Here is a 16121-nt window from a genome sequence, read left to right on the forward strand (position 1 = left end):
CGGCCGATGCGCGGCAGCTTCGGCGCAAGCGCCTCGAACCGCCGGAGCAGCGGAAAGAGCCCCCACCGCTTCACCGCTGGCTGCGCGGTGGCGACGTAGCTCAGATGGTGTGCTGTCGGCCGATCCGCGGGGGCCATTTTATCAGGGTTCCTTCAAGAGGCGTTTCGAAGTGACATTCCGTGAAGCTGTTGATCGTGACGAATTCGGCGAGGAAGCGTTCGACAATCGCAGAGAACAGGAAAATCCGCGACTGGTCGAACGACGCATCGTCAAGCTTGATGGTGATCCGGCGGCCCCGCGCCACGGCGCTGCGATCAAGACCGGGGACGCGCCGGCTGATCGGCCGGCTGGAGACTTCAAGGATACCGTCGATCTGGCGGCGCAGATGCGGATCATCCTGCCGGCCATAAAGCGCGAGATGATTGCGCAGGGCATCGGGGGCATTGCTATCATCAGGTGCCAGCGAGGCGTAGTTCGGCGTCAGGTGGCCAATCAGCCGCCACGCGGCATCATTGAGCCCCAGCGGCGGACGCGGCCGGGTGGGTGATCGCAGCACGCGGATCGTGCGGACGGGAAGCCCTGACCCGGTGAAGTGATGCTCACCGCGAAACGTCAGCCCTTCCGCCATTTCGCGATTGGTCACCAAGGCGCGGACGCTGAGTTCATTGATCGCGTCCAGCCGTTCCGCATTGCCCGGTGACGTCAGGCTGATCCACGTCTCCGTGCCCGTGTAGTCGCTGCGGCTGCGGAACCGCTGTTCCTTTTGCGACATCCGGCGCTGGCGCAGCTGGGTGGTATAGAACAGCGCGTCGCGCCAATCGTAAAGCAGCGCTCCAAAGGCATAGAGCGGGGCCACCGTCCGTCCATCGGTGCCGTCGCGGCCATAGGCCTTGATCTCGGTGACGCGGAAAACCTCGAAGTCGAGCGTTTTCGTCCGGTCCGGCTGGACGTGGAATTCGTGTTTGTAAGGCTCGATCTGTACGCGCCCGAGCTGCTTGGCGAACAGGTTGATCGCCGGGCTGGCAAACAGCTTGAAATTGTTCGGATCGAGCGCGCCTTCCAGCACGGTCGACGGGCGATCGAACAGCAGAACAACGTCGCACTCCTCCTCGCAGCCGGCGAAGGCCTTAGCCAGATCGAGGAGCTTGATGAACAGGAAGCGTTCGGGGCAGGCGAAGTATTCGGACAGCAGCCGATAGCCACGGAACGAGCGCAATTCTGCCGGGAGCAGGCCTTCCTCGTCACTGAAACCGGCCTGGACCGGGTGCGCGAGCGAGGTCCACGACGCAGCGCCGGCCGCCGAATTGGGGTTCCGGGCAATCACGGCCGCGCATTGCCCGATGATCTGGCGATAGAGTTCGCCGGGCACCGCCTCGGTCCCGTCAAGGTAAATTGGCAGTTCGGGCGGCGCGATTTGGGAAAGCTTCAGGCCGGCCGTCGGGGCAAAGCGCAGCCGCACCCCGCATTCGGCGCGCACGCCGGCAGCTGCCGCGAACGGCGCGATTGCCGCGCGCGAGCCAAGGAATTCGGTCTGGATGATCTTCAGCGGCCAGAGCGTGACGTCATGGCCGGTAACGAAGGTGACGGCGGTGCTCTCGCCCTCGTTCATCGCGGCGCTCAGTTCGGTGCCTGCCGGAATGGTCTGGCCGGTGACCAGTGCGGGATCGCCGTCCTGGGGTTCGAACCCGGCAATGCAGATCGATGGGGTTGGAGCAAGGTAATGCGGCTGCACCGCCTGAAGCAGGTGCTGGGTAAACTCAGGAAACTGGTCCTGCTGCTTCAGGTTCACGCGCGCGGCGAGGAAGGCCACGCCTTCGAGCAGCCGTTCGACATAGGGATCAGGATCGTTGGGCGTCTTCAGGCCGAGCCGCGAGGCAATCGCGCTGTTTTCCTCGCCGAATTCGCGCGCAGTCTCGCGCAGATAGGCCAGCTCGTCTTCGTATGCGGAGAGAAGCCGCGGATCCACGCGCTATTCCCGCACCGTAACGGCGGCCGAATCGATCTCGACGTCGGTCTTGAGCAGCATCGGCAGCGCGTTGACCGCCGAGGAGACATCGCCGGTGATGACGAAGGTGATCGAATTCTCGCGCTCGGATTCGTCGCTCGATTCCACCAGCAGCGAATCGCAGTCAAAGCGGGGTTCGAAAGTCATGATCGCCGTGCGGATTTCCCGCGCGCGCTGCTGGATCGATCGGCTGGTAACCGAACGGCCGGACATGGAGGGAACCCCGTAATTGAGCACCGACGCCCGGACATTTGGGTAGTGTTCAAGGCTCATGACGCTGTCGAGATTGGTCGTATTGAATAACCAGCCGAGGTCACGGATGATCGTGCCGCGCAGCGCCTCTTCATTGAAGCGCTCAACCCGGGCGACCGAAAAGCGCTTCAGGGTATCGCGGGTGACTTCTGTGGCGGGGGAATCATCATGGAGCCCTGGAATTTCCGTACCAGACACCAGCTTGTCGAAAATCGTCGGATTGACTCGCGGGCGCATGGGACCGGCAACCTCAGGTGAAAGTCAGGGTGCGCAGGTCGAGCAGGCCGACCTCTTCGCCTCCGGAAAGCATAAAGAGCTGCTGGCCGGTGGGCAGATCGCCCGAGGCGCCGCCTTCCCAGCTGGTTCCGCGGCCAAGTCGTTCCAGATCGGTGCCATCGCGTTCGGTGAAGGGATAGCGGCAGGGCAGGAGCGCTGCCGCCGACTGACCCGAGCGGAACATGATCTCGACCGGATACCAGACGAGGTCGCGCAGGTCGCGCACGCCGCTGCTGGTGATCTGGCTGACGGCTTCGAAAGGAACGATGCCCCAGACGCCGCCGATGGTCGCCTCGAATGCCGGGCCAAGCCGGCTGTCGGCATTGGCGATCCAATCGAACTCCGCGCCGTCGAAATTGCCCGGAGTATCTCCGGCCTCGGCGAAGGCAGCGTCGCGCGCGGCTTCTCCTTCGGCGGTTTCGTCGCGGGCAAAGTGGCCAATGGCCGCCGCCAGAGCGAGCGGCCATCCTTCATCGGCACCGTGGACCTTGACGGGCCCGACCCCGGCCCATGCCTTCGCCCGCACGGCTTCGGCCTCGATCGCCTGGCCATAAGCGACGGAAAGCATTTGCGCTTCAGGCGAAATCTGGGCGAGCGTATTGAGTTGCAGGCGCGCCTTGTCCCATTCACCCAGCAGCGCGAGCAGCTGGAACAGGAACATGCGCGCCTGCGCATCGTTTGGCTGCGATTTGACGATCTCCACGAGTGCGCGGCGCGCACCTGCCAGATCCCCAAGGCGCAGTAACTCGCTGGGGTCGGTAACCACCGGCTTTCAATCCGATCAGATAGGCTTGACCTTCTTGAGGTCCCAACCGAACTTCGTCGTGCCGCCCAGCGAACCGTCGGCCTTCTGTTCCTTGTAGGTGAACTCGATCGACGAGAAGTTGAGCGAAACCTGCTCGCTGGGAACTTCGCCATCGGTGCCCATATTGGTCACGCCCGACACGATAAGGTCGGTCATCTTGATGACGTAGTATTCCTGCTGGTCCTTGCCGGCCTTGCGGACGGTGAGCACGGCGGTCTTGATGTGTTCGCCGGTGGCGCTCTTCTGCATCAGGATCGGCGTTGCCTTGTCGGCATGCTTCGAGACGTGGAGGTCATCGAAGCTCGCCTTGCCGGTGCCCGCGCCGCCGCCCGAAGACGCCGAACCGAGCTGGTGCACGCCGAAGCTGAACGACGAGATTTCGATTTCTTCCTTGTGTTTGCTGTCCTGGGATTCGCCTTTGATCCCGTCAAGCTTCAGGAACATGTCTGTGGCCATCATGTATCTCCTTCAAAGTGGGGTGCGTCCCAGAATTTTTCTTTATTCTTAGTCAGTAATCAAAATTCGGAAGGCTTATCCCTGGCCGCCCGGCAGGCGCGAAACCATGCTCAGCGACACGTCCATGCCTTCCAGCTGGTAGTGCGGCACGAACAGGAATTTGCCCTTGTAAAAACCGGGGTTCTCTTCGTCCGGGATAACTTCGATCTGCGCTGCCTTGAGCGGCATCTTGGCCTTGTCCTGCTCAGTCGAGCTTTCCGGGTTGCCGTCGATGAACTGCGAGATCCAGCGGTTGAGGTCATATTGCAGCTGCGGCGCTTCGCGCGTGCCACCCACCCAGTCGCGAACCATGCACTTCAGGTAGTGGGCAAAGCGGCAGCTGGCAAAGATGTACGGAAGGCGCGCCGAGAGGTTCTCGTTCGCCGTGGCGGCCGGATCGTCATAGGACTTCGGCGCATAGCAGGTCTGCGCGCCGATGAAGGTGGCCTGATCGGTATTCTTGCGATGGATCAGCGTGAGCAGGCCGGCCTTCGAAAGCTCGGCCTCGCGGCGGTCCGAAATGGCGATTTCGGTCGGACATTTCATGTCCACGCCGCCATCGTCGGTCGGGAAGGTCGCCGTCGGCAGGCCTTCGACCGTACCGCCCGATTCCACGCCGCGAATGCGGGTGCACCAGCCATAGGTCTTGAACGCCTCGGTGATCTTGACGCCCATTGCATAGGCCGAATTGACCCACAGGTGGTTGTCATGTTCGCCGGTGGTTTCTTCCTCGAAACCGAATTCGTCGACCTTGTTGGTCTTTTCGCCATAAGGCACGCGGCCGAGGAAACGCGGCGCGGTCATCGCCATGTAGCGGCTGTCCTGCGATGAGCGGAAACCACGCCAGCCGGCATAGTCGGTCGCATCGAACACCTTCGACAAGTCACGCGGGTTTGACAGTTCCTGCCACGATTCCATGCCGATCAGCTTGGGCGAGGCGCCCGTGATGAATGGGGCATGGGCCGCAGCACCGATCTTTGCCAGGCCCTTGAGCACGTCAAGATCAGACGGCGAATGATCGAACTGGTAGTCGCAGACGAAGGCGCCATAGGGCTGTCCGCCAAGCTGGCCGAATTCGGATTCATAAACCTTCTTGAACAGCGGGCTCTGGTCCCAGCGCGCGTCGCGGTATTCGCGGAACATGCGGCGGCATTCGTCCTTGCCGATGTTCATCACGCGGACCTTGAGGTCCTTGCCCGTGGGGGTGTTGAACACAAGATACGAAAGCCCGCGCCACGCCGATTCCAGCGCCTGGAATTCATCGTTGTGCAGGATGACGTTGATCTGTTCGGACAACTTGCGGTCCAGCGCCGAGATCATCGAATCGAGCGTCGCAAAGACATCCTCGCCAATGACGTTGGCATCCGACAGCGCCTGCTGGGCCAAGGTCTGGATAGCCTGTTCGATACGATTGGCACGGCCATCGTCGGCAGGCTTGAATTCCTTCTGCAACAGCGAAGCGAAGTCATCGAGGGCAAACGCCTCGGCAACAGGTGCATTTACATTCTGCAGCGGCTCTTTCGCCATTGCGCAAACTCCAGTTATTGCAGCCCTGGGCTGGTTCTACTTACTGTTCAGGCTCGGCCGCATCTGGCGCCGCAGTGTTCTTCGCGGAGGCAAGCGACTTCATGAGGTCGGGATCGTTCAGCACCTTGTCGAGCAGGTCCTGCGCGCCATCCTTGCCGTCCATATAGCTCATCAGATCGTTGAGCTGCTGGCGCGCTTCAAGGAGCTTGGCGAGGGCAGGTACCTTCTTGGCTATCTGCCCAGGCGTAAAGTCATCCATCGTCTTGAATTCGAGGTCGACCGACATGCGCCCTTCGCCCGTAAGTGTATTCTCGACGTTGAACGCCGCGCGAGGAGCAATGGCCCCCATGCGGTCTTCGAAGTTGTCCATGTCGAATTCGATAAAGTCACGCTTGTCGAGCGACTTCTTCTCAACATGGCTTTTGCCGGACAGGTCCGACATCACGCCCATGACGAAAGGCAATTCGACCTTCTGCAAGGCACCGAATGTTTCGACTTCATATTCGATATGTACGCGGGGCGCCCGGTTCTCTTTGATGAACCGCTGGCCGCTCTTGGAACTAGACATAGAACCCCCTCTGAGTCCGGTAATGCGAAGGTATCAAACAATTGCGATTGGGCAAGCTAACTTATTAAAAATCAATCATCGTAACTTGGCGACTCGTCACTTTGAAAAACGAGGATACGCCGCGCGTCGTCCATGCCGTTTGGCACAATATCCTGCAGTATGGTGAGAAAATCGAGCGAAACCCATTCGCGGGCACGCTTCAGTATCACTGGAACAGGGCTGCTCGGCTCTTTGCGACGATAATAGTCGGCAATTGCGTCAAGCGCACGAACCACGTCTTCGCGCTTTTCAATGCGTCCGCCAAATGATCCGCCGCCCGATGGCGCGGAATCTTCGTAGCCGGAGTCGCTGGACCCCGCATCCTCGACACCTGAGTCGGACAATTCCGGTCCGCCGAGATGAAACCGGAAACTCGAACGGATTTCCGTAATCGCGTCATAGGCGTTCTGCAGGTTCGGACCATCGCCATCAGCGTTGAACATGAACGTGCGATCAACCTGCCGCAGCGCGTCCTCGATGGCTTCAAAAGCGGCCAGCGCGGCATCCAGTTCTTCGCGGTCGGCATCGTTGAGCGCCGCCTTGAACTGGCCGAAGTCATCCTCGCTGTCGCCGCCGCGTTCCAGCCGCACGAAATCAGCGCCCGAATACTTGCCCAGACGCGGGTGCGAAAGTAGCGTTACCTTCTTCAGCGGATTGACGAATTCGCGCAGCATTCCCAGCGAGGCGATCGGGGTAATGCGGGCGTTGACGCCCCATTCCTCAAGATCGGGATGCACCTTTTCCCAATACTGTTCGATCAGACCGTTGAGAACCTGGCTGCCGAGAAGGACGGTCTGTATGCGGTCAGCCTTGGCGGCTGCGCGCATCATGTAGACTGCAATCCAGATGTCTTTCGAGCGGGCCAGCATGGCCTCGGCGCTGTTGGCAATCGCAGTCCAGTTTACCGGGGAGGCATCATCGGCGTCGTCGGAAAAGCCGCTTTCGAACGCCGTCCGGATTTCGACCATATCGGGATCGGAATCGAGGTCTGGTCCTGTCGGATCGTCTTCGCTGATCGGTGCCAGCAGCGTTTCCAGATCGCTCGACAAGATTCCCCCCTTATCCCTCGCCGGACGATCGAGCCGGCTTCACAGCATGACGCTTCGCTGCATGATGTTTCACCAAAGTAACGGGCACCCCGCCGCAAGGCGGAGTGCCTGAACGTCAATTGGCCTGAACGATCTCGACCCGGCGATTTGCTTCTGCCCGGGGATCGCGCGCCCGCGGCTTGTCAAAGCCAAGGCCGACCGCTTCGATCCGGCTGGCATCGACGCCGTTGCTGATCAGCAACTGCTTTACCGCTTCAGCACGGCGCCGCGACAGATCGCGGTTATAGTCTTCGGCACCGACGGCATTGGTATGGCCTTCGATCCGCACGACCTTGCCGGCAAACTGGGAAGAGTTGAGCACATTGGCCCAAGCCTTGATTTCGTCCGCGCCCCTTGAATTCACATCGGCCGAAGCGTTCTCGAAGTTGAGCGTCATGTCCGCCGCGTTCTTACGAACGTAAGCGGGGCGGTCCGGCTTCCTTACAGGCTTCGGTGCCGTGTATCCGGTTGCCTGAGGTCGTCGGGTGCTCTGATCCTGGGCGCCTCCGCCCCTGGTCGGAAAAAGCTTGGGACCACTGCCCTGCGCCGACACCCCTGCGACAGATCCGCCGGTCTGCGGCTTGCCCTGCGGCGTGGTCGGCCTGTAGAATTTGAAGGGCGCTTCCGGGCCGACCTCGAGAGTCTGCTCTTCAGACTGGGCCGCCGCCTCATAAGGCGCGAGCGTGGCTGGATCGCAGGTCTGCGAGAATTTGCAGGCCAGGCTTTGCTCATATTGGCTGAGCGGTTCTTCCGCCAAAGCAGCCGAAGAAATGGTAACGGTGCAGAACCCTGCAGCCGCAATTCCGAAGATGATATTGGTACGTCGCATGATAATTCTACCTGCAAACATCACGACTCAATAAGAGTCCCTAGCACATAATGCGGTTAAGGTCACGATTCGCAATGCCATTAACCAAGGTAATGTTGCAAGTCGTTCCTTCTGCGATTAGCTTCGGCAAAATTGAGGAAACGATTGCGCTTTCTCGAATGAAGGCGGATATTTAGTCGCCGGGGGTGACGTGATGGCAGGCCGACAGACAAAACTTGCGATCAATCTGGGCGGCGAACAGGTTGCTATTCGGCGAGTCGAGGCGACTGAAGCGCTTGGACGTCCGTTCTCCATTTCCGTCGATGTGGTTGCTGCCCATGGCGAAATCGACCTGTTGCCCCACCTGGGCAAGGCAGCCGCAGTAACCTTGTCTGAAGAGGGCGAATTACTTCGGCATTTCCACGGTTTCCTTGTCGAGGGCGAATATATCTCGCAGCAGCACGACGGTTATCATTACCGTCTGGGCCTGCGTCCCTGGACCTATTTCATGTCGCACACGATCGACTTCCGGATCTTTCAGGAGAAGAACGCGATCGACATCGTGAAGCAGATCTTCGCGAAATATCCGAACGCCAAGGTTGATTACGGCAATATCCGCCGCAGCCGCGCAGCCCGCGAATATTGCGTGCAATATGGCGAGAGCGATTTTACTTTTGTCACCCGGTTGTTCGAAGAAGAAGGCATTTACTACTTCTATCGCCACACCGCCGACAAACACGAAATGGTGCTTTGCGAGGCTCCGGCATCGCACAAACCGGGCAAGCCGGAGCGAATCAAGTACAACCAGCACTCTGACACTGTGCGGAATGTCTCTTCGACTGCCGGCGGCAGCGCCAAGTCGGACTATGCCAGCCGGTGGAGCGAGCGAGTCGGATCGGGCGGCGAAGCCAAGGTCACCATGCGTGACTTCAACTTCACCAAGGCCGATGCGCCCTTGCAGGTATCGTCATCTGCGGGGGCGGCGCATCCGCTCGATGCCAACGAGATATATGCCTTCCCCGGCCGCTATCAGGAAAAAAGCGTCGGCACCCCGCTCAGCCAGTCAGTGCTCGATGCCATGCGCGCGAACCGGCAGGTCTTCTCGGGCGAGAGCCAGTCGCTGGGGCTGAGCTGCGGATCGACGTTCAAGCTTTCCGAGCACCAGCAAAAGCGCTTCAACGCGGAATACATGATCACCCGCACGCACCATGTCTCGTCAGTCGAGCAAGAGCGCAGCGCGGGCAGTTCGGGCGGCAGCGGCGTCTTCATCGAAGCGGTGAAGGCCAACGTCCAGTGGCATGTCCAGCCGACGGTGCCCCGCCCCAGCGTCAAGGGCCCGGAAACCGCGATCATCACCGGCCCCAAGGGCGAGGAGATCTTCACCGACAAATATGGCCGGGTGAAGGTTCGCTTCCATTGGGACCGCTCAGGCTCGCCCGACGAATCGAGCACTTGCTGGATCCGCGTTTCGCAGACCGGCGGGCTCGGCAACATCATCCTGCCGCGCGTCGGGCACGAGGTGATCATCGATTTCCTGCACGGCGACCCCGACCGCCCGATCGTGACTGGCCGCGTGTTCAACAGCCTGCACATGCCGGTCTATGCCCTGCCCGATAACAAGACCAAGGCGCTGTGGCGGACCAAGAGCTACAAGAGCAACACGACCTCCAGCCTGCCGGGCGCCGAAAAGCTCGACGTGGAGGATGTGCGCGCCAACGAATTGCGTTTCGAGGACAAGAACGGGCAGGAAGAAGTCTTCCTCCACGCCGAGCGCGATATGAACCTGCGCGTACGCTTCAAGGAAAGCCACCACATCGGGCTCGATCAGGAAATCAAGATCGGGCAGGACCGCAGCGAATACGTCAAACGCCACGAGACCGTGAAGATCGACGGTGCGCGCAAGGTGGACATCAAGGAAACCGACAAGCTCGATGTCAAGAAATCGATCACCATCGATTCCGGCACCGAGATCACCATGTCCGCCAAGGCCAAGATAACGCTCAAGGTCGGCGGATCGCAGATCGTCATCGAACCCAATGGCATCAAGATCACTGGTGTCGCCACAGTCGACATGAAATCGCCCATGACCACGGTAAAGGGCGATGGCACCTTGACGCTGAAGGGCGGAATGACCTTCATCAACTGACGGTCTGGGGCGGTTTTGTTTGTCTCGGACGAACCAGGCCAGAACGAACCAGGCTCGAAAGAAGCAGGATGATCCGGAAATGAGCTGGCTCAAAGTAACGTGGACTCAGGCATCGCAGGTCTTGCCGCTCTGCCCTGACGAAATGCCGCCCTGTGCCGATGCAGCCCTATCGCCGAAGGACTATTTCGACAGCACACTGGCAAGCGGCGAGCGGTATGATCTGGCCGTGGGCTATCTCGGCGCAGTCCTGCCCCGCCTCGAAGCCGTGCAGTGGGCCGCCGAATCGCTTGAAAGGGCTCCTGACAAGGCGGGCGCAAAAGTCCGCTCCGGACCGCGCAAGGGCATGTTCGATTCAGTCCAGGCCTGGCTGCGCGATCCGTCCGACAACCGCCGCCGTGCTGCCTGGGCACTGGCCGGGCAGGAAGAGGAATCGAGCCCCGAACGCCTGCTTGCCTGCGCGGTCTATTTTTCCGGCGGTTCGATCGCGCCAGAAGATTGCGAACCAGTGCTGCCCGATCCCGCGATCTGTGGACGGCTGGCTGCGGCTGCGATACTGATCCGTGCATATGAAAACGACGATTCTGAAGCCGTTTTGCGCTTTGCCGTTGCCGAAGGTGACCGGATCGCCAGCAGCTAGGCCCATCCAATCGTGACTTTGACCCTTTCCCTGCGCAATGTTTCGTCGCTTGCCGATGGCGGTCCGGTAGAGCTTCGGCTTGACCGGCGCGGGGCGATCATCGGCCGTTCGCCCACGGTTGACTGGACCCTGCCCGATCCAACGAACTACATTTCATCACGGCACTGCGAGGTCCGCTTCGAAGACGAAACCTACCTGCTGCGCGACACCAGCACCAACGGCACGGTTATCAACGGCACCCGCATGAACGGTCCGCACCGGCTGGCCAACGGCGACATTCTGGTGATCGGTCAGTACGAAGTTTCGGTGTCGGCACCGGGCGGCGCTGCGGCCCCGGCACCGGCGTCGCAGGCCTGGGGCGGCTGGAAGGATGTTGCAGCCACGACCAGCGATGCCAGCGCCGGTAGCGACTGGGGCAAGCCAAAGGCCAAGGCCGCGCTCGCCGGTGACGGTGTGCTCGGGGCCAATTGGGAACCGCCGAGCGTGGCTTCGCCCTCGCCCTTTGCCGCAGGCGGGCCTTCATTGGGCGCCCCGCCGCCTGCTGCGCCGCAGCCGTGGCAACCAGAGGGCCTGACTCCCCCGGTGCCCGCCGCTCCGCCCGCACCTCCCGCAGACGCCTGGGGCGTGCCGACGCCGGGGTCCGACTGGAACGCGGGCAGCAATTCCGACTGGTCGCAGAATTCGCCGGTCAACGATCCATCCGCGCCGTCCACTGGCCAGCCAGCCGGCCGCGACATTTGGGGCGAGCTGGCCTCTGCCCACACGGCCGATTGGTCGCGCAGCAGTTTCGGCATTGCCGGTGCTGACAATGCCAGTGGCGGCCTTGGCCTGAGCCCGGTCAGCGGTGCCGACGCACTAGGAGCGCTGCCGCCCCCGCCGCCCTCTGCCAATCCGGCCTATGCCGCGCCCGCCGCGCCTCAAGCACAGGCACCAGCCGCCGCCGCGCCGCCGCAGGGCCAGCCCAGCGCCGAAGCCTCGGCTGAAGCCCTGCTTGAACAGATCGCCCCTTTGCTCGGGCTAACCCGCGCGGATCTGCACGGCGAGCCTGCCGGAACATTTGCGGCCATGGCCAACCTGATGCGCCGGCTGGTCTCCGGACTCGTGGTCATGGTTGAGGCGCGCGCGCGGGCGAAGGCCCAGCTCGGCGCGCAGAATACTATCCTGCAATTCGACGGCAACAACCCGATCAAGTTTTCGCGCACCCCTGAACAGGCGCTGGCGCAGTTGCTGAACCCGGCGGAACGCGGCTTCATGAGCGCCGACCGTGCGATCGACGATGCCTATTCGGACCTGCAGGCGCACCAGATGGCGACGCTCAAGGCGATGCAGGGCGCGCTGCGCGCCACGCTTGATCGCTTTTCACCCCATGCAATCAGCAGCCGGGTGCAAAGCAAGGGGCTGCTTGCCCAGATACTCCCCGGTAAGCGTGATGCGGCGTTGTGGAAGGCTTACGAAAAGGAATTCAGCGGCGTGAGCCAAGGCTCGGACGAGGCCTTCATGGAGGTCTTCGCCAAGGAATTCAAAAAGGCCTACGAGGACGAGGCAGCCAGAAGGCGGTAAACTCTGGCGTTAACCGCCCGCCACCTTCGGCACGATCATCACCTCGTCGTCCGGCTTCAGCGCAGTCGTCCAGTCCCCCGCGACCACCCCGTCAATGGCGATAGCCGCGCGCTCTTCAACCGCCTCGGCAAAACCGGGAGCCTGGGCATCAAGCGCGCGGACTAGCGCGAACAGGCTGCCCGCATCAACCTCCACCTCGCCGCGTCCGCCGAAGAATTCTCCGGCGAACGGCGGCAGCAGGATGACGCGGGCCAAGTCGCTCAGTCCCCCACGCTCAGGCGCCAACGCTCACGCCGGCGCCTTCAGTCCCGCATAGACCCGGTCAGGCGTCAGCGGCAACTTGGTGAACCGCTTGCCGGTGGCATCGCGCACAGCATTGGCTACGGCAGCGAGCGGCGGCACGATCGGCGCTTCGCCTACGCCCTTGACGCCATAGGGATGGGCCGGGTTCGGCACTTCGACCAGCACGGTGTCGATCATCGGCAGGTCCGAGGCGACCGGCATGCGGTAATCGAGGAAGCCGGGGTTCTCGATCCGGCCCTGCCCGTCGAACAGGTACGCCTCGTTCAGCGCCCAACCAATGCCCTGCGCCGCACCGCCCTGAAGCTGGCCCTCGACATAGTCGGGGTGGATCGCCGTGCCAACATCCTGCACCGCGGTATAGCGCACGATGGAAACCTGTCCGGTCTCGGTATCGACCTCTGTATCGCAGATGTGGACGGCAAAGGCCGGCAGATAATCGAGCGGATTGATCGCGGCTTCGGCGGAAATCGGCCCGGAGAACTGGCCGGCCTTGGCGGCGATGGCGGCGATGGTCAGCTCTTGCCCGCCGGGGCCTTGCGCCGCGCCGTCGCGCCAGACGATCTGTTCCTCACCCACCCCCATCAGGCTCGCCGCGCGGGAGACCAGCGTGGCGACCACTTCCTGCGCCGCAAGGACCACGGCCTTGCCGGTGGCAAAGGTCACGCGGCTGCCGCCCGTAACCATCGAATAGCCGATCGAGGCGGTATCCGCGATGGTCACCCGCACGCTTTCGTAGGGCACCTGCAGCGTTTCCGCCGCCATGATCGCCATCGATGCACGGCTGCCGCCGATATCCGGGCTGCCGGTCGTAACCTGCACCGACCCGTCCGAGGCGAGCGCGACCGAGGCGGTCGATTGCCCGCCGTAATTGCCCCAGAAGGCCCCCGCCACGCCGCGACCCTGATTGGGCCCAAGCGGAGCGGACCAGTGCGGGTGGGCCTTTGCTGCCTCAAGGCATTCGACATAGCCGATCTTGCCGTGCGGCAGGCGCACCGGGCCGGGATCGCCCGGCACCACGGCGTTCTTCAGCCGCAGGTCGATCGGGTCCATGCCCAGCTTGAGCGCGAGGTCATCGAGGCAGGACTCGACCACAAAGGCTATCTGCGGCGCACCCGGCGCACGATAGGCCTTGGTGCCGGCGAAGTTCGACAGCACGTCCCATCCCCGCGCCCAGAAGGCCGGCAGGCGATAGGCCCCCAGCGCGGTCATCACGCCGGGGTGAATCGTCGATCCGGGATAGGCGCCCGACTGGTTCCAGAATTCGAGCTTGAGCGCGGTCAGCGTGCCGTCCTCGTTCGCCCCGATGGTGATGTCCGCGACGACGCCGGGTGCCGGGCCGCTGCCGGCGAAGACTTCCTCGCGGCTCATCGTCAGGCGGACCGGGCGACCGGACTTCTTCGACAGAAGCATGGCGACCGGTTCCAAGTAAATCCCGGTCTTGCCGCCAAAGCCGCCGCCGATTTCGAGTGGATAGGTCCGCAGGTCGCCAATCGGCATGTGCAGTACGGCGGCAGTCTGGTTGCGCAGGTCGAAATGGCCCTGGCTCGAAATCCACAACTGCCCCTGCCCGTCGGCGTTCCAGCTGGCGACGCAGGCGTGCGGTTCGATATAGCCTTGATGGACCGGCGCAGTGCGGTATTTGCCCGTGGCGATCACCGCCGAAGTGGCCAGCGCAGCATCGACGTCGCCATCGGCAAGCGTGAAGCAGGCGGCAGCATTCGACGGCTTGCTTGGTGCAGGCTCGATCCCCTTGGTGATCATTCCTTCGTGCAGGATCGGCGCGCCATCGGCGAGCGCCTCTTCCACCTCGATCACGTGCGGCAGGACTTCATAATCGACCACGATCAGCTTCGCCGCAGCCTCGGCAATCGCCTTGGTTGTTGCGGCAACGGCAGCGACGGCGTGGCCGATGTACAGCACCTTGCCCTGCGCCATGCAGGTCGAGGCGATGTGCTGAAGGTTGCTGCTGCTTTCTCCAGCGGCGACGATCTTCGATTCCTGCCCCGGGAAGTCGGCGCTGGTCACCACCGCCTTGACCCCCGGCACGGCTTCCGCCGCCCGCGTGTCGATGGAAATGATGCGCGCATGGGCGTGCGGGCTGCGCAGAATCGCGCCCTGGATCATGCCTGCCGTGGTGAAGTCAGGTCCGTAGACCGCCTTGCCGGTGACCTTGTCGACCCCGTCCGGGCGGACGGGACGCGTGCCGATGACTTTGAAGGTCTTGGGGAAGGCCTTGGGATTCTCGGGCGCGTTCATGCGGTGGCTCCCTCTTGGCGCATCTGCGCGGCGGCGGCCTGAACAGCGCGGACGATCTTGTCGTACCCGGTGCAGCGGCACAGGTTTCCGGCGAGCCAGTAGCGGATCTCGCTCTCGTCCGGATCGGGGTTGTGATCGAGCAGCGCCTTGGCCGCGACGATGAAGCCCGGGGTGCAGAATCCGCATTGCAGCGCGCCAAATTCAAGGAACTTGTCCTGCACCGGATGCAGCACGCTGCCCTCGGCCACGCCTTCGATTGTGGCGATGGTGCGGCCTTCGGCCTCAGCAGCAAGGACCAGGCACGAGCAGACCATCTGCCCGTCGAGCATCACCGTGCAGGCCCCGCAATCCCCCGAGCCGCAGCCTTCCTTGGCCCCGGTCAGCCCCAGGCTGGAGCGCAAGGCATCAAGCAAGGATTCGCCCGGATCACAGAGGAATTCAGCCGGATCGCCGTTGACCGTAGTGCTGATCGCCATTCTGCTCATGCCTGCTCTCCCTTGGCCCGCGAGAGGGCAATAATTGTCGCCCGGCGTGCGAGGACGCCGGCCATGTGGGTACGATATTCAGCGCTGCCGCGCTTGTCGCCGATCGGACGGCAAGCCGCGCGCGCGGCCGCCTCCATGGCATCGAGCGCGCTGTCGTCGACCAGCGTGCCGACCAGCGCCGCGCCCGCATCCGGGACAAGGATCGCCGTGGGTGCCACCGCGCCGAGCGCAACCCGCGCGGCGGTGCAGACCCCGTCCGCACCGATCGCTAGCGCCACGCCAACTCCGACGATGGCGATGTCCATCTCGGTGCGCGGAGTGGCGCGCAGATAGGCGTCCCCTCCCCCTGCGGGTCTTGGCGGCAAACGCAGTTCGGCGATGAACTCGCCCGCACCAAGCGTCGTCTTGCCGGGACCGGCGGGGATCTCTTCGACCGGCACCAGCCGCTCGCCCCGCGGGCCGATGACCAGCGCGGTGGCTCCGGCCGCGATCAGCGCGGGGACGGCATCTGCGGCGGGCGAGGCATTGCACAGATTGCCTGCCATCGTCGCGCGGTTGCGCACCTGGACCGAGCCGATCAGGTTCGCCGCCTCGACCACGCCCGGCCATGCGGTGGCAAGGTGTTGCGACTGTTTGAGGCCCGTACACGGCATCGCCGCGCCAATGGTGAAGCCGCCATCGTGGCCCTGCACGGCCTGCATCGCGGAAATCCGCTTGATGTCGACAATCGCACCGGGAGCAACACGCCCGCTGCGCATCTGCACGATCAGGTCGGTCCCTCCGGCCAGAATACGGGCGGATGGATCGGCGGCGAGCAGCGCGGCGGCCTCTTCGCGGCTGCGCGGCTGGTGGTATGTCATGGTCATGTTTC

General features: G+C 62.8%; 15 protein-coding genes. 3 read left to right on the plus strand and 12 right to left on the minus strand.

The window, feature by feature from the left end:
• Positions 1-100: 100 nt before the first annotated feature.
• The 8 genes from tssF to RMO89_RS16510 form a co-directional block, all read right to left on the minus strand.
• Positions 101-1966, minus strand: coding sequence for a type VI secretion system baseplate subunit TssF (gene tssF / locus RMO89_RS16475; protein WP_310534485.1), 1866 nt, complete (start codon positions 1964-1966; stop codon positions 101-103).
• A gap of 3 nt (positions 1967-1969) precedes the next feature.
• Positions 1970-2494 (minus strand): type VI secretion system baseplate subunit TssE, encoded by a 525-nt coding sequence (gene tssE / locus RMO89_RS16480; RefSeq protein WP_310534486.1) that lies wholly within the window; start codon positions 2492-2494, stop codon positions 1970-1972.
• Positions 2495-2507: 13 nt separating this feature from the next.
• Positions 2508-3299: a type VI secretion system accessory protein TagJ gene (locus RMO89_RS16485; RefSeq protein ID WP_310534487.1), complete on the minus strand. Its 792-nt coding sequence runs from the start codon at positions 3297-3299 to the stop codon at positions 2508-2510.
• Positions 3300-3314: 15 nt separating this feature from the next.
• The gene (locus tag RMO89_RS16490; RefSeq protein WP_310534489.1) at positions 3315-3794 is read right to left on the minus strand and encodes a type VI secretion system tube protein Hcp; all 480 of its coding nucleotides are present in this window, start codon (positions 3792-3794) and stop codon (positions 3315-3317) included.
• 75 nt (positions 3795-3869) lie between these two features.
• Positions 3870-5360 (minus strand): type VI secretion system contractile sheath large subunit, encoded by a 1491-nt coding sequence (gene tssC / locus RMO89_RS16495; protein ID WP_310534491.1) that lies wholly within the window; start codon positions 5358-5360, stop codon positions 3870-3872.
• A 40-nt stretch (positions 5361-5400) separates the two neighbouring features.
• Entirely contained in the window at positions 5401-5928 is a 528-nt protein-coding gene (gene tssB / locus RMO89_RS16500) for a type VI secretion system contractile sheath small subunit (RefSeq protein WP_310534493.1), read from the minus strand.
• Positions 5929-5999: 71 nt separating this feature from the next.
• Entirely contained in the window at positions 6000-7016 is a 1017-nt protein-coding gene (gene tssA / locus RMO89_RS16505; protein ID WP_310534494.1) for a type VI secretion system protein TssA, read from the minus strand.
• 115 nt (positions 7017-7131) lie between these two features.
• The gene (locus RMO89_RS16510) at positions 7132-7884 is read right to left on the minus strand and encodes an OmpA family protein (RefSeq protein WP_310534495.1); all 753 of its coding nucleotides are present in this window, start codon (positions 7882-7884) and stop codon (positions 7132-7134) included.
• A 193-nt stretch (positions 7885-8077) separates the two neighbouring features.
• On the opposite strand from RMO89_RS16510, the gene RMO89_RS16515 reads away from it, so the two are divergent.
• The 3 genes from RMO89_RS16515 to tagH all read left to right on the plus strand — a co-directional run bounded on the left by RMO89_RS16515 (position 8078) and on the right by tagH (position 12206).
• Positions 8078-10009, plus strand: a complete 1932-nt coding sequence (locus RMO89_RS16515) for a type VI secretion system tip protein TssI/VgrG (protein WP_310534496.1) — start codon at positions 8078-8080, stop codon at positions 10007-10009.
• A 79-nt stretch (positions 10010-10088) separates the two neighbouring features.
• On the plus strand, positions 10089-10646 hold the full coding sequence (locus RMO89_RS16520) for a DUF6931 family protein (protein ID WP_310534497.1): 558 nt from the start codon (positions 10089-10091) through the stop codon (positions 10644-10646).
• Positions 10647-10658: 12 nt separating this feature from the next.
• The gene (gene tagH / locus RMO89_RS16525) at positions 10659-12206 is read left to right on the plus strand and encodes a type VI secretion system-associated FHA domain protein TagH (protein WP_310534499.1); all 1548 of its coding nucleotides are present in this window, start codon (positions 10659-10661) and stop codon (positions 12204-12206) included.
• 9 nt (positions 12207-12215) lie between these two features.
• Here the strand turns inward: tagH and RMO89_RS16530 are convergent, their stop codons facing one another.
• Genes RMO89_RS16530 through RMO89_RS16545 form a run of 4 tightly spaced genes read right to left on the minus strand, consistent with a single transcriptional unit; the run spans position 12216 to position 16116 of the window.
• Complete coding sequence (locus tag RMO89_RS16530; RefSeq protein ID WP_310534500.1) at positions 12216-12461, minus strand: MoaD/ThiS family protein; 246 nt, start codon at positions 12459-12461, stop codon at positions 12216-12218.
• Between the two features lie 33 nt (positions 12462-12494).
• Positions 12495-14765, minus strand: coding sequence for a xanthine dehydrogenase family protein molybdopterin-binding subunit (locus tag RMO89_RS16535; RefSeq protein ID WP_310534502.1), 2271 nt, complete (start codon positions 14763-14765; stop codon positions 12495-12497).
• On the minus strand, positions 14762-15250 hold the full coding sequence (locus RMO89_RS16540) for a 2Fe-2S iron-sulfur cluster-binding protein (protein WP_310534503.1): 489 nt from the start codon (positions 15248-15250) through the stop codon (positions 14762-14764). The genes RMO89_RS16535 and RMO89_RS16540 overlap by 4 nt, the downstream gene beginning before the upstream one ends.
• Positions 15247-16116 (minus strand): xanthine dehydrogenase family protein subunit M, encoded by an 870-nt coding sequence (locus RMO89_RS16545; RefSeq protein ID WP_310534504.1) that lies wholly within the window; start codon positions 16114-16116, stop codon positions 15247-15249. Before RMO89_RS16545 ends, RMO89_RS16540 begins: the two co-directional genes overlap by 4 nt.
• Between the last annotated feature and the right edge of the window lie 5 nt (positions 16117-16121).

It is taken from the genome of Novosphingobium sp. (assembly GCF_031424035.1).
GTDB lineage: Bacteria > Pseudomonadota > Alphaproteobacteria > Sphingomonadales > Sphingomonadaceae > Novosphingobium.